Genomic DNA, 18,187 nt, shown 5'->3' on the forward strand with positions numbered 1-18,187 from the left:
GGTTCAGTAGTCGGACCGGGGGAGGAAGGAGTTCCGGCGACTTCATGGCCCGCGAAAGGCGGACCGGGGGTGTCAGGAGAGAGTGAGAACCGTGTCCCCGTGCGGCGGTGTGCCCGGTGGTCAGCCGGCGGGCATGTCGAGGGCCGTTCCGTACAGCCGGGACACCCGGATCCTGATCACGACCCGCCGGTCCGCCACCAACTGCTCCAGGAAGGCCGCCTCCTCGTGTGGCTCGGCGAAACCGGGCGTCATGGACAGCAGTTCCCGCCCGACCGCGTCCCCGGGAACGGCCGTCACCTCCGACACCTCCGCCTCGCCTTCGGCGACGGCGAACGACCAGCCGTCCGGCGTGCCCACATGCACGGCGGCATGGGGGTCGCGGCGCAGCTGACGCACCTTGAGCCGGTCGGCGGTGGAGGAGATGCGCAGCACCCGCTCCTCGGGGCTCCAGTGGTGGATCACGGTCGACAGATGGGGATGGCCACCGCGTTTGACGGTGGCGAGCACACCGAAGCGCTGGTCCCGCAGTGTCCGGGACAGCTCGTCCTCGGTGAGCACCCGGGGCGCGGGTCCGGCACCGGGCTTCGTTTCGGCGCCGTTCGCCGGGCTCTTGTTCTCGGTCGTCGTCATGAGGGTGAACCTTTCGCTGATGGTGGCGGAGGGGTCAGGCGGTGGTCACCGGTGTGGCGGGCGTGTTGGCGTTCCGCGGCATGGCGGGGGGCTTCCGCGCGGGTCCTCGCAGCACGGTGAACGCCACGGCGAAGGCCGTCACGATGAGCCCCGCTCCGACGGCGAACGCCAGGTGGTAGCCGCCGGTCAGCGCCTCGGCCCGGCCCTTGCCCCGGGCGAGCAGAGTGTCCGTGCGGGCGGCCGCCAGCGTGGACAGGACCGCGACGCCCAGCGCCATCCCGATCTGCTGGGTGGTGTTGAACAGCCCGGAGGCGAGCCCGGCCTCGTCCTCCTTCGCACCGGACATCCCCAGGCTGGTCAGCGCGGGGAGGGCCAGTCCGAAACCGGCGGCGAGCAGCATGACCGGGAGGAGGTCGGGGAGGTACCGGGCGTGTACGGGGACGCGGACGAGCAGCCCGAGGACTCCGACCAGGAGCGCCAGCCCGGTCAGCAGCACAGCGCGCTCACCGAAGCGGGCGCTGAGCCGCGCGGAGACGCCGAGTGACACCGCGCCGATGGCGAGGGCGGCCGGGAGCATGGCCAGGCCGGTCTTGGTGGCGCCGTATCCCAGCACATTGCGCAGATAGAGGGCCACGAGGATCTGGAACGAGAAGAGCGCGGCCACCATCAGGACCTGGACCAGATTGGCCCCCGCGACCCGGCGCGACCGCAGGATCCGCAGGGGCATCAGCGGGGTGCGCGCGGTGGCCTGGCGGATCAGGAACAGGGCGAGCAGGAGGATGGAGACGGTGCCGAGACCGAGCGTATGCCCCGCTGTCCAGCCGTACTCCGCCACCTTGACGATGGTGTAGATACCCAGCATCAGCCCGGCCGTGACGAGCAGGGCGCCGATCACATCGGCGCCGGCGGCGAGGCCGGACCCGCGGTCGGCGGGCAGGACGCGCAGGGCGACGGCGAGTGTCGCGAGGCCGATCGGCAGGTTGATCAGGAAGATCCAGTGCCAGCTCAGCGCGTCGGTGAGCAGTCCCCCGAGCACCTGGCCGATCGACGCTCCGGCGGCGCCGGTGAAGCTGAACACGGCGATGGCCTTGGACCGTTCGGCGGGTTCGGTGAAGAGCGTGACGAGGATGCCCAGGCTGACCGCGGACGCCAGCGCGCTGCCGACACCCTGGAGGAACCGGGCGGCTATCAGCACCGCGGGGGAGGTGGCCACGGCGGCCAGAAGCGAGGCCGCGGTGAACACCGCGGTGCCCACCAGGAACACCCGCTTGCGGCCGAGGAGATCGCCGATACGGCCCGCGAGCAGCAGCAGACCGCCGAACGCGATCAGATAGGCGTTGACGACCCAGCTGAGCCCGGCGGGCGAGAACCGCAGATCGCTCTGGATGGCGGGCATGGCCACGGTCACGATGCTGCCGTCGAGGACGACCATCAGCATGCCGGTGGCGATGACCCCGAGGGCCAGCCGGTGTGAAGGGGGGACGTTGGGAGAGGTCGGGCCGGAAGCGGTGGCGGACATGCGGTCACTCCTGTCGGTAGACGCGACAGGAGTGACCGTAGCAGATGGTTTTGTTGCGGACTATTTGTTTCGTCTCTGCTTCTCTCGCTGTCGCGCCCGCCGGGCCGGACGGGGGCTCTCGGCGGGCGTGGCCAGATGCCCTTCGGACAGCCGGGTCAACGCCCTTAGCAGGGTGGCGCGTTGGGTTGCGGGGAGCGACGCCAGCGCCTCCCGGTGGACGCGGTCCACGATCCGCTGGCTCTGCTCGGCGACCCGCGCGCCCTCTTCGGTGACCGCGATGATCCGGGCCCGGCGATCCAGGGTCGAGGCGCGCCGCTCCGCGAGGCCCGCCTTCTCCAGGGCGTCCACGGTCACCACCATCGTGGTTTTGTCCATGTCGCCGATCTCGGCGAGCTGCGCCTGGGTGCGCTCCTCCTCCAGGGCGTGCACCAGTACGCAGTGCATCCGCGCCGTCAGCCCGATCTCGGCGAGCGCGGCCGACATCTGGGTGCGCAGGACATGGCTGGTGTGGTCGAGGAGGAAGGACAGGTCCGGTTCGGTCTGGGTGGGCGCCATCGCGGTCATGCGCCCAGGGTAACAATTCGATCCGTACTGGATTATCCGGAACAGTACGGAGCGGCCCCTACGCGGGCGGGGTCAGCCGTTGCGGTAGAGCGCGGTGAGCAGTTCGACCGCGGATTGGGTGGCGGGGTGCGGGTCGTCCCGCCACCAGGCGAGACGTACCGCGATCGGCTCGGCGTCGCGGACCGGCCGATAGGCGATACCGGGCCTGGGGTACTGGTTGGCGGTGGACTCCGCCGTCATACCGACACAGCGGCCCGCGGAGATCACGGTGAGCCAGTCCTCCACATCGTGGGTCTCCTCCGTGGCCGGTCGGGAGTCGGGCGGCCACAGCTCCGTGGTGGTGGTGCCGGTCCTGCGGTCCACCAACAGGGTGCGCCCACTGAGGTCGGCCAGCCGGACCGAGCGGCGCCTGGCGAGGGGGTCGTCGGCGGCCACGGCGCACAGCCGCCGCTCCAGCCCGACGATGGCGGAGTCGAAGCGGCGCTCGTCGAGTGGCCTGCGCACGACGGCCAGGTCACAGGCGCCCTCCGTCAGTCCGGCGGTGGCGGAATTGACGCGGACGAGATGCAACTCGGTCTCGGGGTACGCCTGGGCCCAGCGGCGCTGGAAGGCGGGGGTGTGGCGGCCGAGCGCGGACCAGGCGTAGCCGATCCGCAGATGGGCGTGGCCCGACAGGGCCTCCCGGATCAGGCCGTCCACCTCGGCCAGCACCCGCCGGGCGTGTGCCACCACGCGCAGCCCGGTGCCCGTCGGGGCCACCTCGCGCGAGGTCCGCCGCAACAGCCGTGTCCCCAGGGCGCGTTCGAGCGAGGCAAGCGTCCGGGACACGGCCGCCTGGGAGACGCCGAGCGCGATGGCGGCGTCCGTGAAGGTGCCCTCGTCGACGATCGCCACGAGGCAGCGCAGTTGCCGCAGCTCCACATCCATACGTCCAGCGTATAGATAGGTCAACGAACGCATTTTGTGCATGCGTGGACCGGGCCCACGATCGACGCATGCGACCCGCTTCCGCGTCCCCGCAGACTCCCGCAGACTCCGCCCCGGGCCCGGGCCCGGGCCCGGACCTGGACCTGGACCTGGACCCAGGTCTGGCCCCGAACCCGGGCCCGGACGCTGATCAGCGGCCGACCGGGCGGCGGTTCGCCGGTGTGGCCACGATGGTCGCGAGCGGTCTGTCCAACCAGACCGGCGCCGCGATCGGGTCCCATGCCTTCCCCGTCCTCGGTCCGCTCGGGGTCGTCGCCGTCCGCCAGTACGTCGCCGCGATCGTCCTGCTGGCCGTCGGCAGGCCCCGGTTGCGGGCCTTCACCTGGTGGCAGTGGCGGCCGGTGGCGGGGCTCGCCGTGGTGTTCGGCACCATGAACCTGTCCCTGTACAGCGCCATCGACCGCATCGGCCTCGGGCTGGCGGTGACCCTCGAATTCCTCGGTCCGCTGTGCATAGCGCTGGCCGCCGCACGGCGTCGCGTGGACGCCTGCTGTGCGCTGGTCGCGGCGGCCGCCGCGGTGACCCTGATGCGTCCGCGGCCCTCGGCCGACTACCTGGGCATGGGGCTGGCGCTGCTGGCCGCCGTGTGCTGGGCGTCGTACATCCTGCTCAACCGCACCGTGGGCCGACGGGTGCCCGGCGCTCAGGGGTCGGCGGCGGCCGCGGGGCTCTCCGCCCTGATGTTCCTGCCGGTCGGGATCGCCATCGCCGTCCGGCAGCCGCCGACCGTGAGCGCCGCGGTGTACGCCGTCACCGCGGGCGTCCTCTCCTCGGCCGTGCCGTACCTCGCGGACCTGTTCACCCTGCGCCGGGTGCCCGCCCAGGCGTTCGGGCTCTTCATGAGCATCAACCCCGTTCTGGCCGCGCTGGTCGGCTGGGTGGGCCTGGGGCAGGACCTGGGGTGGACGGAGTGGATCAGCGTGGGCGCCATCGTCGCGGCCAACGCACTGAGCATCCTCACCCGGCGCGGCTGACGGACCGGCGTCCGGCTGGACAGGGCATACGGCGCGGACGGGCATCCGCGGGGGTGAGGCGGCCCGGCGCCACGGGTGGCTCGGAGGCGGAGGCGAGCCCCGCCTCCGAGCCATCGCTCAGCCCGCGGCCTCGAACAACGCCTCCGCGTCGGCGATCGCCCCGGCCAGGGCGGCGGGCTCCGGCCGCAGCCCCGCCACGATCGTGTCGATCTCGCGCAGGCCCGCCCGCTGGAGAAGGCGCTTCTCGTTGGTGACCCACTCACCGCGCGCCGCGAGCACCGCGTGCGCCGATTGCAGGGCGGCGGTCGCCACCGCCCCCGCGACCTCGGTGGCCTGGCCACGTCCCGCGTACGCGGCCGAGGCGTACCCCAGTGTCAGGGCCGCGCGCCCCCGCCACACCGGGGGCGCCGCCTCCCGCAGCGCCTCCGGGTACTCGGGGCGGGGCAGGGCACCCCGCAGCACCTGGTTGAGCGCGAGCTCGGCCACCACCAGATAGCTGGGGATGCCCGCGAGGTGGAACATCAGCGGCTCCCAGTGGAAGCGGCCCTGCCGCGACTCGGCGAGTTCGTGTTCCACCACATCGAGGTCGCGGTAGTGGACATCCACGCGCCGTCCGTCGATCGTCAGCCAGGCGCCCCCGTTGAAGACACCACCGCCCCATTCGCCGATCTCGGAGACCTCACCCTGCCAGCCGACCGCCCGCAGGTCGGCCGGGTCGAAACCACCCCGGTAGTACAGGGCGAGGTCCCAGTCGCTCTCCGGGGTGTGGGTGCCTTGCGCACGCGAGCCACCGAGGGTGACGGCGCGTACGGCGGGCAGGGCGGCGAGCCGCTCGGCGACATCGTCGAGAAACGTGGCGTCGGTCATGCGGGGAAACACATCGTCGGTCGTGTCGGGAAACACGTCGTCGGTCATACGGATCCGATCGTGTGAAGTGGATGACGGATGCGGCGGGCACACCGAGCGGACGCCGGAGCACGGGCTCGTACGGCGTCGCTGCGGATCGGTGTGCCGGGTCATCACTCCATGACGGCGACCTTACCGCCCCCACCGGGACAGGAGCCGGTGGCCCGGGACAGGAGCCGGTGGCGGCGGAAGAACCGACGGACGGCGGGGCGGTATGGACCTGGGGCGGGTCAGCCCTTCACCAGGCCCAGGCGGAACAGGCTCTCCGCGGTGTCGAGGATGGTCGTCTCCGTGTCACGCGGGGTCCAGCCGAACACGGAACGCGCCTTCTCGGTGCGGAGGATCGGTACGCTCCCCGCCTGCCCCGCCGCTTCCCGCACCGACGGGTCGGAGCCGGCGACCGCACGCGTCTCTTCGTCGCTCAGCTCCCGTGTGGGCACCCGGGCGGCGCGCTCCTCGAGGTGCTCGGCCAGCACTCCGGCGATCCACAGGAGGCTGACGGCCCGGTCGCCGCTGGCGAGGAAGCGCTGTCCCGCTGCCGCGGGATGGGCCATGGCCCGCAGATGGAGGTCGGCCACATCGCGCACGTCCACCACGCCGAAGTGCGTACGGGGGACGGCGGACATCTCTCCCGCCAGCATCGCCCGCACAAGCTCCGTCGAGGCGGACAGCCGGGGGCCGAGCGTCGGGCCGAAGATTCCGGTCGGGTTGATCACCGTGAATTCGAGGCCGTCCCCCTCCTTCTCCGCGAATTCCCAGGCGGCCAGTTCCGCGATGGTCTTCGACCGGATGTAGGGGGCGTTGTCGTCCGCGGGGTCGGTCCAGTCGCTCTCGTCGTACTCGTTCCCATCCTTCGCGCTGTATCCCACCGCCGCGAACGAGGACGTCATCACGACCCTCTTCACACCGTGGTCCCGTGCGGCCCTCAGCACACGAAGGGTGCCGTCCCGTGCGGGGACGATCAGGTCGTCCGCGTTCTCCGGCTGGACGGAGGGAAACGGCGACGCGACATGAAGGACGCGGGTACAGTCCGCCACCGCGTCGTCCCAGCCGTCATCCGAGGTCAGATCGGCGCTGACGACATCGAGCCGCCCGCCGGGATCGACACCGGAGGCCGCTATGGCCGACCGTACGCTCGCTTCGGCGCTCGCGGCCCGGCCGTGCGAACGGACGGTGGTGCGGACTCGATGGCCGCTCCGCAGCAGACGGCTGATCACATGGGTGCCGACATAGCCATTGCCTCCGGTGACCAGGACGAGTTCGCCACCGTCGGAGTCGTTGTTGTTGATTTCGGTGTCGCTGTTGATATCGGCGTCAGTGGACACGGGGATCGTCTTGCCTTCCATGGATCGCTGTGGATTTCTTCGAACTGGCCGGTTGCTTCTCACAGTGCGTCCATGACGTCCGTGACCTCCTCGACCGCCCGGCGCTCAGCGTCGGCGTCGCCGCGCTCGCGCGCGTCCCACATGTCCGCCTTGAGCCGCAGATAGCGCAGCCGGACCTCCATGAGGGCCATCTCCCGCTCCAGGCGCTCCGCGTTGCGCCGGAAGAGGTCGCGCAGTGGGGCGGCGCCCTGCGCGCCCTCGTCGAGGTGGCCGAGGTAGGCGCGCATGTCCTGCACGCTCGTACCGGTGGATCGCAGACACCCCAGTGACCTGATCGTGTCCACCACGCCGGGGTGGTAGCGCCGGTGGCCACTGTCCCGGTCGCGGTCCACCGCGGGAATCAGGCCGATCTTCTCGTAGTAGCGCAGTGTCGGCTCCGAGAGACCGCTCAGCCTGGACACCTGCTGGATGGTCATCGGGGAGCCCCGGACCTCTGTCTCCGTCTCCGTCGCTGTCATATGTCGAGCATCCGACACTTGAAGCGCTTGAGGTCAAGCGTGCCGATCGGCGGGCCCCGCCGAAGGCGCGTGGCCGGTGGCTATCGGGGTGTCCCGTGGACCGGCACGCTGACCGAGGAGGTCGGCGGATAGGCGGTGACGAGCCACACGTACCAGGAGTCGCCTCCGCCGATCTGCTCGACGGTACGGGGCAGCGTGTGCCGACCACCGTGCCGTCCAGCATGGCCAGGAAGGCGCAGCCCAGCAGGGCGACGGTGATCAGGGTCCGGCGGCGGGCGGAAGTCCGTCGTACGCGACGGGTCCGCTCAGCGGGCGTCCCCGGGCGCCGCGAGCGCGCCGTGGAGGAAGAGGTCCACGAGTTCCTCGGTGGTCAGCGGGTCGGGGGCGCCCAGGCGCCCGGCCGACATCAGCGTCAGCTGGAAGGCGTCCGCGAGCCGTTCCGGGGTGAGCCGCAGACTGTCCCGGTCGGGTTCGAACAGCGCGGCCAGCGCGGCGCGCGGCCGGGCCAGGCTCGCCTCGCGGTCCGGGAGGCGCCCGTCCTTGCCGGGCTTGGGGGCGACACGCTCCAGCCGCCCGGCCGCCGCGAGCGCCCCGGCGACGGCGCCGATGCGCGCCATGTGCCCGCGCACCACATCGGCCGCCTCGGCGAGCCGGTCGGCCAGCGGCTGGTCCAGGGCGATCGACTCCAGATGGGCCACGGTGTCATCGGGCCGCACGGCCTCGGCCATACAGGCCGCGAGCAAGGCGTCCTTGTCCTCGAAGACGCGGAAGATCGTGCCCTCCCCGATGCCCGCGGCTCGGGCGATCTTCGCCGTGGTCACGGAGGCGCCGTACTCGACGACGAGGGGGAGCGCGGCGGCGACGATCATCGCGCGGCGCTGATCGGGATCCATGGCCGGCGCACGGCGCCGGGGCGGGGTGGAGGGGTTCTCTGTCATGGCGAATACGGTACGGAGTGAGTACTCACTCCGTCAATACGTGCGGGGAGTCGCCGGGGAGTGCCCGGGAAGGCAGTGGTGAGGCTCCGCCGCCGACGCGGCCGGTCAGCGCGCGGCGAGCAGGGCCCGGCGCAGGGCGCGGCCCGCCTCGGACGGGGGATGGTTGCGCGAGGCGGCGAGGCCGAGCCCGTGAACCGGCGGTGGGTCGGCGAGATCGACCTGGGTGAGGCCGGGGTGGGCGGCGATGAGTTCCTCGGCCACGAAGGCGAGTCCGAGACCCCGCTGGACCATGGTCAGCGCGGTGGTGGTGTCGACGACCTCCAGTGCCACGGTGCGCTGGACTCCCGCCGTGCCGAAGAGGCTGTCGACGATGGTGCGGTCGCCCCAGCCGGTGGGGAAGTCGATGAAGCGGCGATCGGCGAGGTCGGCGTATGCCACACCGCGGGCACCGGCGAGGGGGTCGTCGGCGCGGCAGGCCAGCCTCAGGCGGACCCGGGAGACATCATCGATGATCAGATCCGGGCCGAGGACGGCGGGGCCGTGCGGGGGCACGGGCAGCAGCATGAGGTCGAACCCGCCCTCGCGCAGGGCGGTGGCGTGTTCCGCCAGCGGGCCGGTCGAGTGGCGCAGGCGCACCACGACGTCGGGATGTTCGGCCTGAAACGCGCTCACCGCGCCGATCAGGTCGAACGAGCCGGTGGACAACACCGTCCCGACGGTGACGGTGCCACTGAGCCCTCCGGTGAGGCGCCCCATGTCATCGCGCGCCCGCTGTGCCTCCGCGAGCAGGATCCGGGCCCGCGCCAGCAGGGTGCGCCCCGCGGTGGTCAGTTCCAGGGTGCGGTGCGAACGGTCGAAGAGCGCGGTCTGGAACTCCTGCTCCAGCCGGGCCACGGCGGCGGAGGTCGCCGACTGGACGACGTGTTCCCGCTGGGCACCGCGGGTGAAGCTGCGCTCCTCGGCGACCGCGACGAAGTACGCCAGCTGCCGAAGCTCCACCGTCATCTCCTTTCGCGATGCCACACAGCACACATCATCGTTGGACACGATACCGATGGGCCCGCCACCGTGGAGGGGTGACGGACGCCCCGGCCGGACGGCCCGGTTCGGCGCCGCACACCCCCAACTTCCGTATGTGTCAGCGCACTTCACCATGGGAGGCATCCACCGCCATGAGCGTCTCAGCCATCCAGATCGGGCTCCATCCCGATGCCATCGACTACGAGGCGCCGGAGTTCGCCGCCTTCACCGGTCTGACCCGGGAGAGGTTGCGCGCCGCGAATGACGACAACCTCGCCCTGTTGCGCGACGCCGGATACGAGGTGGACGGATGTCAGATCGACTTCGGGGAGACCGCCCTGGACACCGTCCGCGGAATGCTCCGCCGCAAGCGCTACGATGCGGTCCTCATCGGCGCCGGTGTACGGCTCACGCCCGGTAACACGCTGCTCTTCGAGTCCATCGTCAATCTCGTCCACACCGCGCTGCCCCACGCGCGGTTCATCTTCAACCACTCCGCCGCGGCCACCCCGGACGACATCCGCCGCTACTACCCCGACCCGGCGTCCGCCCTCGCCCTCGGCATCCCCCGGGACCTCGAGGAAACCGCGATGAAGAACCCCGGGAACGCCGCCCGCCCCGAAGCCGCCCACGGCCATGGGGAGAAGCTGTGACGGCCCCGGCGCGGCCCCACGGCGAGGCGCACCCGGACATCCACCACACCGATGTGGTCGTCGTCGGCGGCGGGCCGACCGGGATGACCCTGGCCGGGGACCTGGCCCGGGCCGGACGCGCGGTCACCGTGCTGGAACGCCGGGCGGCGATCCACCCGTCCAGCCGGGCCTTCGTCACCATGGCCCGCACACTGGAAGTCCTCGACAGCCGCGGTCTGGCCGACGACCTCCTGGCCGACGCGAACACCACCGAAGGCGTGCGCCTGTTCGCCGGTGCCACGCTCGACCTGACACATCTGCCCTCCCGCCACCGATACGGGATGATCACCCCGCAGACCCAAGTGGACCAGGCGCTCGAACGCTACGCCCGCGACCAAGGCGCCCAGGTGCTGCGCGGCACCGAGGTCACCGGCCTCGCGCAGGACGCCGACGCGGTCACCGTCACCGCCCGCCCCGAAGGCGGTGGACCCGCGTCCACCTGGCGAGCCCCATACGTCGTGGGCGCGGACGGGACGCACAGCACCGTCCGTGATCTCCTCGGCGCCGACTTCCCCGGCAAGACGGTCCTGTCCTCCGCGGTGCTGGCCGATGTCCGCCTCGCCGACGGCCCCGCCGGGAACGGGCTCACCCTGGGCAACACCCGCGACGTCTTCGGCTTCCTCGTGCCGTACGGGAAGGCGCGCCCCGGCTGGTACCGGTCGATGACCTGGGACCGCCACCGCCAACTGCCCGACAGGGCCCCCGTCGAGGAGGCGGAGGTCACCCGGGTGCTGGCCGAGGCCATGGGGCGCGATGTGGGGGTCCTTGAGATCGGCTGGCACTCCCGGTTCCACTGCGATGAACGCCAGGTCCGCTCCTATCGGCACGGCCGGGTCTTTCTCGCCGGGGACGCCGCCCACACCCACTCCCCGATGGGCGGCCAGGGCATGAACACCGGCATTCAGGACGCCGCCAACCTTGCCTGGAAACTCGGCCTCGCCCTCGGCGGAGCCGACCCGGCCATCCTGGACACCTACCACCGGGAGCGCCACCCCATCGGCCGCCGCGTCCTCCGCCAGAGCGGTGCCATGATGCGCGCCGTGACCCTCCGGCCGCGTCCGGCGCGGTGGCTGCGCGACCACCTCGCCCCGGCCGTACTGAGCCTGGGCCGGGCGCGTGACACGATCGCCGGGAGCTTCTCCGGTGTCTCTCTGCGTTATCCGCGCGAACGGCACCAGCACGCCCTGGTGGGCACCCGCGCCACCGAAGTACCCCTGGTAGAGGGCCGGTTGACCGAACTCCAGCGGGCCGGTGGCTTTCTGCTGATCCGCGAAGAGGGCGCGTCGCCCATCGAGGCGCCGGTGGCCCAGGCCCAGCGCGTCGACTCCGGCCCCGCCCTGCTCGTCCGCCCCGACGGCTATATCGCCTGGGCGGGATCCGGCGTCCGTACGAATGGTCCCGACGGCTGGCAGGCCGCATGGCGGGCGTGGACCGGCCCGGCCGCCGAAGCGGTGCACACCCGCCGATGAGGTGGGCGGCACCCGCTCCGCCGACCGTGATCGCGTTGCAGCGGCGGCGGTGGGGCTCGCGGATCAGGGACAGATCACCCGAGCCAGGGCCTGGTCATCATCCGAGCCGCCACAGATGGTCATCGGTTCCGTTGTCGTCGTACTGCACCACCTGGGCGCTGTTGGCGGTGGACATGCCGTCGACCCCCAGCACCTTCTGGCTGTTCTTGTTGAGCACGCGGAACCAGCCGTCGCCGTTGTCCACCCTCCTCCAGAGGTGATCGGCCGTGCCGTTGTCCTCGTACTGGACGACGATGGCGCTGTTGGCCGTCGACATCCCATCGACGCCCAGGACCTTGCCGCTGTGGCCGTTGCGGATCAGGAACCAGCCGTCGCCCCGGTCGATCCACTGCCAGGCGTGGTCGCCCGTCGGCGTGTTGTCGAACTGCACCACACGCGCGCTGTTGGCCGTGGACATCCCGTCCACCGCGAGCACCTTGCCACTGTGCTTGTTGAACAGGCGGCGGAAGGGCGGCTCCGGGGTCCAGGTCCGGCCGTCCGGCGAAGCGGTCGGAAAGCAGGTGATGCGCAGCCGGGCGGCGCCCATGGGGATGAGGGTGACCGTCTCGGCCGGTGTGCCGGCCCGGGCCGGGCTCTGCTGAAGCGGGGTGACCACATGCTCGTCGTCGGAGACCCACTCGGCGATGCGGCGCGCCTGGGCGGTCATACGGACCGGGGTGCCCTCGTGGGTGAAGGGGTTGGCGGCGAGCGGACCGCCGTCGCGGGTGAGGACGGGGAGGGCGCCGGGGGTTAGGCCGTAGTTCCACGGGGTGGTGGCGTGCACTTCGTATTCGGGGAAGGTGTCCGTGCCCGCGTAGCGCACGAAGTCCTCGCCGATGCGCAGGGAGTAGGTGAGCGGGCCGTGGTCGACGCTGACCGCGTCATGCTGTGCGGACCAGGTCCGCAGGGTGGTGCGCTGTGGCAGGCGGATCGTCACCACATCGCCGTCCGTCCAGCTCCGGTCGACCTTGACGAAGGCGGGACCGGCGCTCGTGGCCACCGGCCGGCCGTTGACCTCGATACGGGGGTTCGCACACCAGCCGGGGACGCGCAGATGGAGCGGGAAGGCCACCTTCTCGCGGGTGGCCAGCGTGAGCTTGATGGTTTCGTCGAACGGATAGTCGGTGTCCTCGGTGAAGGTGACCGTCTTGCCTCCGGCCACCTTCGCGCTCACCTGGCAGGCGGCGTACATGGCGGCGGCGAGCCCCCTGTCGGGGGTGGCCAGCCACAGCTCCTCGGCGAAGTACGGCCAGCCCATGCCGTAGTTGTGCGGACAGCAGCGGTACTGGTCGACGCCCGGCTGGTAGGACTGCATCGCGAAGCCGTTCTGGAACTGCCCCTGGGACTTCACCGCGTTGTTCAGATCGATGGCGTTGGCGCTGGTGATGTAGTGGGTGCCGGTGCCCTGTGGGTCGAGGGCGGCGGGCAGCATGTTGAACGCCAGGTCCTCGCAGCGGTCCGCCCACACCGGGTCGCCGGTGATCCGCGTCAGCAGTTCATGGCTGGCCATGAACTCGACGATGCCGCAGGTCTCGAAGCCCTGCCGGGGGTCGCCGAAACCCGGGCGGTAGTTCTCGTCCCCCGCGAAGCCACCGCCCGGGAACTGGCCGTATGCGCCGAGCACCGACGCATAGGTGCGATAGGTCGCCTGTCTGAGCTCGGCGGAGCCGGTCAGCTGGGCGTACTGGGCCGGCTCACGGAAGCCCTGGGCGATGTTGACGTTGTGCGGGCTCGGCAGGTTGTCGACCCAATTGGCGCCGTACGTATGCATCTTGCGGGCGAGGTCGAGGAGGAACGCCTCGCCGGTGCGGCGGTACAGCCATATGGCCGTGTCGAGCCCGTCGCCCCAGCGGTAGGAGACCCAGCTGGAGTCGAAGGCGCCCGGCCCCTGCGCGTTCATGAAGCTCAGGAAGCGGGTGAGGAAGGGGACCACACGCTCGTCGCCGGTGAATTCCTCATGCGTGCGCAGGGCCATGAGCAGGGGGAGGAACGGCCAGAAGTCGGGGCCGCCGTTCAGCTGTGTGCGCAGGGAGCGCGGCCCGAAGAAGCCGTCGCTCTGCTGGGTGGCGAGGATGGCGTCGATCCACTTGCGGGAGTTCGCGAGCGCGGCCTGGTCACCGGTGGCCACGGCCAGCGGGACATAGCCACGCAGCCAGTAGGGCACCTCCTCCCAGCCGTCCCGGTCCGGATGGGTCCATCCGGTGGTGTCGAAGTCGAGGAAGTGCGAGCGCTCCTCGTACCGGCCGCAGAGTCCGTGGAGTTGGAGACGCAGCTGCTCGGCCAGCCAGCCGCGCGGGGTGACGCTCCCGGACGGCAGCCGGTCGAAGGAATCGGGGAGCGGGGCCCTCGGCCGCCGGGCCGTGGACGCCACGGCGGCCGGGGCCAGGTGTCCGGCGAGCGCGGGGGCGCCGAGGGTGAGGGCGCCGGTGCGGAGGAAGCGACGTCGGTCGAGGGGCATCGTGCGGCTCCTGTCGGTGGAGTGCCGAGGAAGACGGGTCGTGCCTGACATCGTTGTCGCGCATCACAGCACGCCACCGGCGCGCTGTCCAGGAGTTCGGCAGACCGCCTTGCCGCCATGGGCTCTATGCTGAGCGCGATGTCCGCACCCCAGGGCCCCACCTTCCGCGAGCTCGTCGTCCAGGCGCTGTCCTCCGTCGAGCACGGCTACGACCTGCTGGCCCCGAAGTTCGACCACACCGCGTACCGGACCCCGGCGGCGGTGCTGGACTCCGTGACGGGCGCCCTGCGCGGGCTCGGACCCTTCGAGCGTGGCCTCGACGTGTGCTGCGGAACCGGCGCGGGCATGGGGGCGCTGCGGCAGGTGTGCCGGGAGCGGATCACCGGCGTCGACTTCAGCGCGGGCATGCTGGCCGTGGCCCGGGCCCGTACGCCGGAGGTGCCAGGCGCCCCGCACCCGGACTGGGTACGCGCCGACGCGCGCGCCCTCCCGTTCGGGCCGGTCTTCGACCTGGCGGTGAGCTTCGGGGCGTTCGGCCACTTCCTGCCCCGGGAGCGCCCGGGACTCTTCGCCCAGGTCCACTCCGTGCTCCGGCCGGGCGGCCGGTTCGCCTTCCCGATCGTGGCACCGGCCCGCCCCGGATCCCGGCCCTACTGGTCGCTCCTGGCGTTCGACACCGCGATGCGGGTGCGTAACGCACTGTGGTGGCCGCGCTTCGTGATGTACTACCGGACCTTCCGGCTCGCCGAGGTACGGGAGGAGCTGATCCGGACCGGGTTCGAGGTCGAGCTGCGGGCACTGGAGGAACTCGGCCGACGGGCGGACGGCAGCCCCCGCTGCCGACTGGTGGTGGCCACCCGGCCGGTGTGAGCCCCACGCGGTACGCGGCGGATCGCGGGCGTATGGCGGACTGCTTGCTCACGGCGGATCGTGGGCCCAGGGCGGCAACCCGAGTGGCGGTGGCGGCGACCTGATGCTGACAACACGTCAGCTATCCAAGGGAGTTCACAGTGCGCTCATTCCTCGCGCGCCTGGCCACCGTGCTGGCCGCCTTGGCCGCGCTGGTCGCCGCGCCCGGTGTCGCGACGGCCGCACCCTCGCACGTCGCGGACGACTGGAACCCGCCCACGAACCTGGTGCAGCCGCTGGGCGAGGTGTGGAACCACGTCGAGTCGACCTACCCGGATCTCCACGGCTTCCGCAACTACGGCTGGGACCAGGTCATGGCCAACAGGGGAAGCGTCAACTACTGCGTCCGCTGGGAGTCCGACACCCCCGTCAGCGCCGCGCTGCGCGACCAGATCCACGCCGCGCTGAAGAAGCAGTTCGCCAAGTGGATGGCGGCCATAGTGGAGAACGGCACGGGGCACAACGCCTGGCCGTACACCAACGTCCCGGTCAACATCGTCGGCTGGGCGGTGAAGAACCGCTCGACGCTCCAGTGGACCGACAACTCGGTCGACATCCACGCCGGGAACCTCGACGGCGAGGGCGCCCCGCAGTGCTCACCCGACTGCGGACGCTTCTTCCACCAGGACGGCGACTACTCGCGCTGTCCGGGCGGTGCGGCCCGCCACTACGACCAGTCGCTCTGGCTGACGAAAGGCTTCCAGGGCGGCGCCGGCGGGGACTGGGGCCAGCGCATGGGCCAGGAGTACTTCACCGGTGCGCTGAACCAGGAGAACATCCACATCTACCTGCATGAAGTCGGCCACACCTTCGGCCTCGACGACTTCTACGACTGGACCCCGACCGGCCAGTGCTGCTTCCTGATGAAGGCGGGCAGCGCCACGCAGATCACGGAGTTCGACAAGTGGATGCTCCGTGACTTCTGGCGCCATGTGAAGAGCCGCTACGGCCTCTGAGCGGCCGGAGTACGCACCCGCTCAGGGTGCCGCTCCGGCTCCGTCCCCCGGCAGTGGCACGTCGGCGCCCCGGCTTCCGCCGGGGCGCCCTCCTGGGTGCCCCTTCCGCGGACACAACGGCCCCACCCGGAACCAGTCTCGGGCCCCGCCTCGGCCATCGGCACCACCGGCTGACGAGGCGGGGCGGCGCGCCACGCCCTCACCCGGCCTCGTGGCCGTCGTAGCCGGGGAGGGCCAGCGCCGAGTGCGCATGCCGGCCCGCGCCGCTGAACACGGCGGACGGGTCGCGCAGCGCCTCGTTGCGCCGGGCCAGGTCCTCGGCGGTGCGCGGGGACAGACCCGCGCTTCCTTCGGTGGCGAGCGCCTGGTTCATCTCCACGAAGGACCGCACGGTGCGCTCGTAGCCTTCGAAGGCGTCGCCGTGGTGGGCGCCCGCGGCCAGTCCCGCGGCCAGTTCACCGGCGAGGACGTACGCGCCGACCAGCGCCAGGCTCGACCCCTGGCCGGAGAAGAACGACGGTGCGTAGGCGGCGTCGCCCACCAGGGCGACCCGGCCCGCGGACCACCGTGGCATATGGATCTGGCTGACCACGTCGAAGAAGAGGTCGTCGCTCTCCCGCATGGCGGCGACCATACGCGGCACCTCCCAGCCGTATCCGGAGAACACCCCGGCCACGAGGTCGCGTTGGGCGGCGGGGTTGCGGAAGGCGTCGAAGGGCGGCTCGGCGCGCAGGAAGCTGAGGAAGGCGTGGACCCGGTCGCCGTCGCGGGGTGCGTAGAGGACGGCGGTCCGGCCCGGGACATTCCAGGTGAGACCCTCGTGTGCGAGCCCCAGATGGTTGGGCATCGTGAAGCCGGCGAAGCAGTAGTCGAGGTAGCGGTGGTAGCGCTCCTCGGGGCCGAAGGCCAGGCTCCTGGTGTGCGAGTGGATTCCGTCGGCGCCGATGACCAGGTCGAAGGTGCGCCGGGCGCCGCCACGGAAGGACACGTCCACCCCGCCGTCGTGGTCATGGAGGGTGGCGATGGAGTCGTTGAAGAGGAGCTCGACGTCGTCGCCGATCGCACCGTAGAGGATCTCGGCCAGCTCACCACGGGGGATTTCGAGGTCATGGCCCTCCTTGCCGCCGGAGATGGTTTCGGGCCGGATGGCGGCTATCGGATGGCCCTTCTCGTCGAGGAAGGAGATCCGGCGGACACCGACATGGGCCTCCCGGAGCCGGGGGAGCACCCCCATGCGCCGGACGACCTCGACCGCGGTGCCGCGGATGTCGATGGGGTAGCCGCCCCCGCGCAGGGCGGGCGCCTTCTCGACGAGTGTGACCGCGAAGCCGTACCGGCGGAGCCAGTAGGCCAGTGCGGGGCCGGCGATGCTGGCGCCGGAGACCAGGACCGTGCGGTTCGGCGCGGTGTTCAGGCCGCCCATGGGCGTTCCTCTCCGGCCCTCCCACGAGAGGGCCTGCTGTTCCAGCCCTCCCGCGAGAGGGTCTGCTTTTTACCTAACTCAGGTATCCTTTTTGGTGGCGTGAAAGGCTCTGGGTGCAGAACCGATGAGCACGACTATATACCTAACTTAGGTAGATGTGGAGGGCGGGAGATGACCGCCGAGGGACCGGAGGCCGGGCAGGGCGGCGACGGCGAACACGATCTGCTGGCCATGCTGCCCCGGCTGACGCAGCTCAGCGGCGCCGTGAACCGGGGCCGGCTGACCGAGCGCGCCATGGAGGCCGCCGGTGTGGCCGTGGACCGGCCCGCGATGTCGGTCCTCGTCTCCCTGCATGTGGCGGGTGGCCCGCTGCGCGTGGGGGAGATCGCCGCACGGATGCAGGTCGTCGGGCCCCATGTCACCCGGCAGGTGAACGAGTTGGCGCGGCGCGGCCTGGTCCGCCGGGTCACCGATCCGGACGATCAGCGCGCTCGGCTCATCGAGCCGACCGCCGAGGGGGCGGCGGCGACCGAGCGCTATATGCGGACGGTCCTCGGATGGTTCAGCGACGCCCTCGCCGGCTGGAGCCCGCAGGACCGCGAGGTCTTCGGCCGCCTGCTCGCGCGCTTCGTCGACGACCTCACCGCCCATCTGGCCTCCTTCGGCGACGATGACGATCGGCCCGTATGAGCCCGCGGAAGTCGTGACCGGCGCCGGTGGGCAGCGCGTTCGCCGTGCGGTGGATTCGAGGCCCCGGCCGGTGTGGCTTAGGGGTCCTTGCACTATGAGCGCCCGATGAGGTCGCGTGGTCTGGTGCCGTGCATCGCAAGGCGCCGGAGAGCCCTCGTAGCGGAGCTACT

General features: G+C 71.4%; 17 protein-coding genes. 6 read left to right on the forward strand and 11 right to left on the reverse strand.

Annotated elements, in window-relative coordinates:
* Positions 1 to 120 precede the first annotated feature (120 nt).
* The 4 genes from AB0E24_RS40785 to AB0E24_RS40800 form a co-directional block, all read right to left on the reverse strand.
* Positions 121 to 630 carry a pyridoxamine 5'-phosphate oxidase family protein gene (locus AB0E24_RS40785; protein WP_102933658.1) on the reverse strand — a complete coding sequence of 170 codons (510 nt, stop codon included), beginning with the start codon at positions 628 to 630 and terminating at the stop codon, positions 121 to 123.
* A 34-nt stretch (positions 631 to 664) separates the two neighbouring features.
* Entirely contained in the window at positions 665 to 2,149 is a 1,485-nt protein-coding gene (locus AB0E24_RS40790) for an MFS transporter (RefSeq protein WP_359384713.1), read from the reverse strand.
* Positions 2,150 to 2,209: 60 nt separating this feature from the next.
* The gene (locus AB0E24_RS40795; protein WP_359384715.1) at positions 2,210 to 2,713 is read right to left on the reverse strand and encodes a MarR family winged helix-turn-helix transcriptional regulator; all 504 of its coding nucleotides are present in this window, start codon (positions 2,711 to 2,713) and stop codon (positions 2,210 to 2,212) included.
* Between the two features lie 72 nt (positions 2,714 to 2,785).
* Positions 2,786 to 3,640, reverse strand: coding sequence for a LysR family transcriptional regulator (locus AB0E24_RS40800; RefSeq protein ID WP_174886459.1), 855 nt, complete (start codon positions 3,638 to 3,640; stop codon positions 2,786 to 2,788).
* Between the two features lie 68 nt (positions 3,641 to 3,708).
* On the opposite strand from AB0E24_RS40800, the gene AB0E24_RS40805 reads away from it, so the two are divergent.
* On the forward strand, positions 3,709 to 4,674 hold the full coding sequence (locus AB0E24_RS40805; protein ID WP_435865381.1) for an EamA family transporter: 966 nt from the start codon (positions 3,709 to 3,711) through the stop codon (positions 4,672 to 4,674).
* A gap of 117 nt (positions 4,675 to 4,791) precedes the next feature.
* On the opposite strand, the gene AB0E24_RS40810 is transcribed toward AB0E24_RS40805, so the two are convergent.
* From AB0E24_RS40810 to AB0E24_RS40830, 5 genes are all read right to left on the reverse strand, one after another.
* Positions 4,792 to 5,589 carry a nucleotidyltransferase family protein gene (locus tag AB0E24_RS40810; RefSeq protein ID WP_347234756.1) on the reverse strand — a complete coding sequence of 266 codons (798 nt, stop codon included), beginning with the start codon at positions 5,587 to 5,589 and terminating at the stop codon, positions 4,792 to 4,794.
* A gap of 221 nt (positions 5,590 to 5,810) precedes the next feature.
* Positions 5,811 to 6,926: an SDR family oxidoreductase gene (locus AB0E24_RS40815; protein WP_359384717.1), complete on the reverse strand. Its 1,116-nt coding sequence runs from the start codon at positions 6,924 to 6,926 to the stop codon at positions 5,811 to 5,813.
* 38 nt (positions 6,927 to 6,964) lie between these two features.
* Positions 6,965 to 7,423 (reverse strand): MerR family DNA-binding transcriptional regulator, encoded by a 459-nt coding sequence (locus AB0E24_RS40820; RefSeq protein WP_359384719.1) that lies wholly within the window; start codon positions 7,421 to 7,423, stop codon positions 6,965 to 6,967.
* Between the two features lie 305 nt (positions 7,424 to 7,728).
* Entirely contained in the window at positions 7,729 to 8,361 is a 633-nt protein-coding gene (locus AB0E24_RS40825; protein ID WP_099012620.1) for a TetR/AcrR family transcriptional regulator, read from the reverse strand.
* Between the two features lie 105 nt (positions 8,362 to 8,466).
* Positions 8,467 to 9,360: a LysR family transcriptional regulator gene (locus AB0E24_RS40830; RefSeq protein ID WP_359384721.1), complete on the reverse strand. Its 894-nt coding sequence runs from the start codon at positions 9,358 to 9,360 to the stop codon at positions 8,467 to 8,469.
* Between the two features lie 173 nt (positions 9,361 to 9,533).
* Between AB0E24_RS40830 and AB0E24_RS40835 the strand changes: the two genes are divergently transcribed.
* Together AB0E24_RS40835 and AB0E24_RS40840 are read left to right on the forward strand one after the other, a co-directional pair.
* Positions 9,534 to 10,034, forward strand: a complete 501-nt coding sequence (locus AB0E24_RS40835; protein WP_069867599.1) for a hypothetical protein — start codon at positions 9,534 to 9,536, stop codon at positions 10,032 to 10,034.
* Positions 10,031 to 11,542: an FAD-dependent oxidoreductase gene (locus tag AB0E24_RS40840; protein WP_359384724.1), complete on the forward strand. Its 1,512-nt coding sequence runs from the start codon at positions 10,031 to 10,033 to the stop codon at positions 11,540 to 11,542. Before AB0E24_RS40835 ends, AB0E24_RS40840 begins: the two co-directional genes overlap by 4 nt.
* 97 nt (positions 11,543 to 11,639) lie before the next feature.
* Here AB0E24_RS40840 and AB0E24_RS40845 read toward each other — a convergent pair whose 3' ends face one another.
* A complete protein-coding gene (locus AB0E24_RS40845) occupies positions 11,640 to 14,039 on the reverse strand; it encodes a beta-L-arabinofuranosidase domain-containing protein (protein WP_359384726.1) in 2,400 nt (799 codons plus the stop codon).
* 138 nt (positions 14,040 to 14,177) lie between these two features.
* On the opposite strand from AB0E24_RS40845, the gene AB0E24_RS40850 reads away from it, so the two are divergent.
* Both AB0E24_RS40850 and AB0E24_RS40855 read left to right on the forward strand, forming a co-directional pair.
* Entirely contained in the window at positions 14,178 to 14,909 is a 732-nt protein-coding gene (locus AB0E24_RS40850; protein ID WP_359384728.1) for a class I SAM-dependent methyltransferase, read from the forward strand.
* Positions 14,910 to 15,049: 140 nt separating this feature from the next.
* Entirely contained in the window at positions 15,050 to 15,904 is an 855-nt protein-coding gene (locus AB0E24_RS40855; RefSeq protein WP_359384730.1) for a hypothetical protein, read from the forward strand.
* Positions 15,905 to 16,103: 199 nt separating this feature from the next.
* Here AB0E24_RS40855 and AB0E24_RS40860 read toward each other — a convergent pair whose 3' ends face one another.
* Complete coding sequence (locus tag AB0E24_RS40860; RefSeq protein ID WP_069867603.1) at positions 16,104 to 17,327, reverse strand: FAD-dependent monooxygenase; 1,224 nt, start codon at positions 17,325 to 17,327, stop codon at positions 16,104 to 16,106.
* 171 nt (positions 17,328 to 17,498) lie between these two features.
* Here AB0E24_RS40860 and AB0E24_RS40865 point away from each other — a divergent pair, with 171 nt between their 5' ends.
* On the forward strand, positions 17,499 to 18,017 hold the full coding sequence (locus tag AB0E24_RS40865) for a MarR family winged helix-turn-helix transcriptional regulator (protein ID WP_069867604.1): 519 nt from the start codon (positions 17,499 to 17,501) through the stop codon (positions 18,015 to 18,017).
* Positions 18,018 to 18,187: the final 170 nt, after the last annotated feature.

This window comes from Streptomyces malaysiensis subsp. malaysiensis (genome assembly GCF_040653035.1).
Classification (GTDB): domain Bacteria; phylum Actinomycetota; class Actinomycetes; order Streptomycetales; family Streptomycetaceae; genus Streptomyces; species Streptomyces malaysiensis.

What these genes read in the sequence shown, in the direction of transcription:
- AB0E24_RS40805 (WP_435865381.1), top strand. Translation starts at nt 3,709, where the DNA reads ATGCGACCCGCTTCCGCGTCCCCGCAGACTCCCGCAGACTCCGCCCCG.
- AB0E24_RS40865 (WP_069867604.1), top strand. Translation starts at nt 17,499, where the DNA reads ATGACCGCCGAGGGACCGGAGGCCGGGCAGGGCGGCGACGGCGAACAC.
- AB0E24_RS40825 (WP_099012620.1), bottom strand. Translation starts at nt 8,361, where the DNA reads ATGACAGAGAACCCCTCCACCCCGCCCCGGCGCCGTGCGCCGGCCATG.
- AB0E24_RS40810 (WP_347234756.1), bottom strand. Translation starts at nt 5,589, where the DNA reads ATGACCGACGACGTGTTTCCCGACACGACCGACGATGTGTTTCCCCGC.
- AB0E24_RS40790 (WP_359384713.1), bottom strand. Translation starts at nt 2,149, where the DNA reads ATGTCCGCCACCGCTTCCGGCCCGACCTCTCCCAACGTCCCCCCTTCA.
- AB0E24_RS40850 (WP_359384728.1), top strand. Translation starts at nt 14,178, where the DNA reads ATGTCCGCACCCCAGGGCCCCACCTTCCGCGAGCTCGTCGTCCAGGCG.
- AB0E24_RS40835 (WP_069867599.1), top strand. Translation starts at nt 9,534, where the DNA reads ATGAGCGTCTCAGCCATCCAGATCGGGCTCCATCCCGATGCCATCGAC.
- AB0E24_RS40795 (WP_359384715.1), bottom strand. Translation starts at nt 2,713, where the DNA reads ATGACCGCGATGGCGCCCACCCAGACCGAACCGGACCTGTCCTTCCTC.
- AB0E24_RS40820 (WP_359384719.1), bottom strand. Translation starts at nt 7,423, where the DNA reads ATGACAGCGACGGAGACGGAGACAGAGGTCCGGGGCTCCCCGATGACC.
- AB0E24_RS40800 (WP_174886459.1), bottom strand. Translation starts at nt 3,640, where the DNA reads ATGGATGTGGAGCTGCGGCAACTGCGCTGCCTCGTGGCGATCGTCGAC.
- AB0E24_RS40860 (WP_069867603.1), bottom strand. Translation starts at nt 17,327, where the DNA reads ATGGGCGGCCTGAACACCGCGCCGAACCGCACGGTCCTGGTCTCCGGC.
- AB0E24_RS40785 (WP_102933658.1), bottom strand. Translation starts at nt 630, where the DNA reads ATGACGACGACCGAGAACAAGAGCCCGGCGAACGGCGCCGAAACGAAG.
- AB0E24_RS40815 (WP_359384717.1), bottom strand. Translation starts at nt 6,926, where the DNA reads ATGGAAGGCAAGACGATCCCCGTGTCCACTGACGCCGATATCAACAGC.
- AB0E24_RS40845 (WP_359384726.1), bottom strand. Translation starts at nt 14,039, where the DNA reads ATGCCCCTCGACCGACGTCGCTTCCTCCGCACCGGCGCCCTCACCCTC.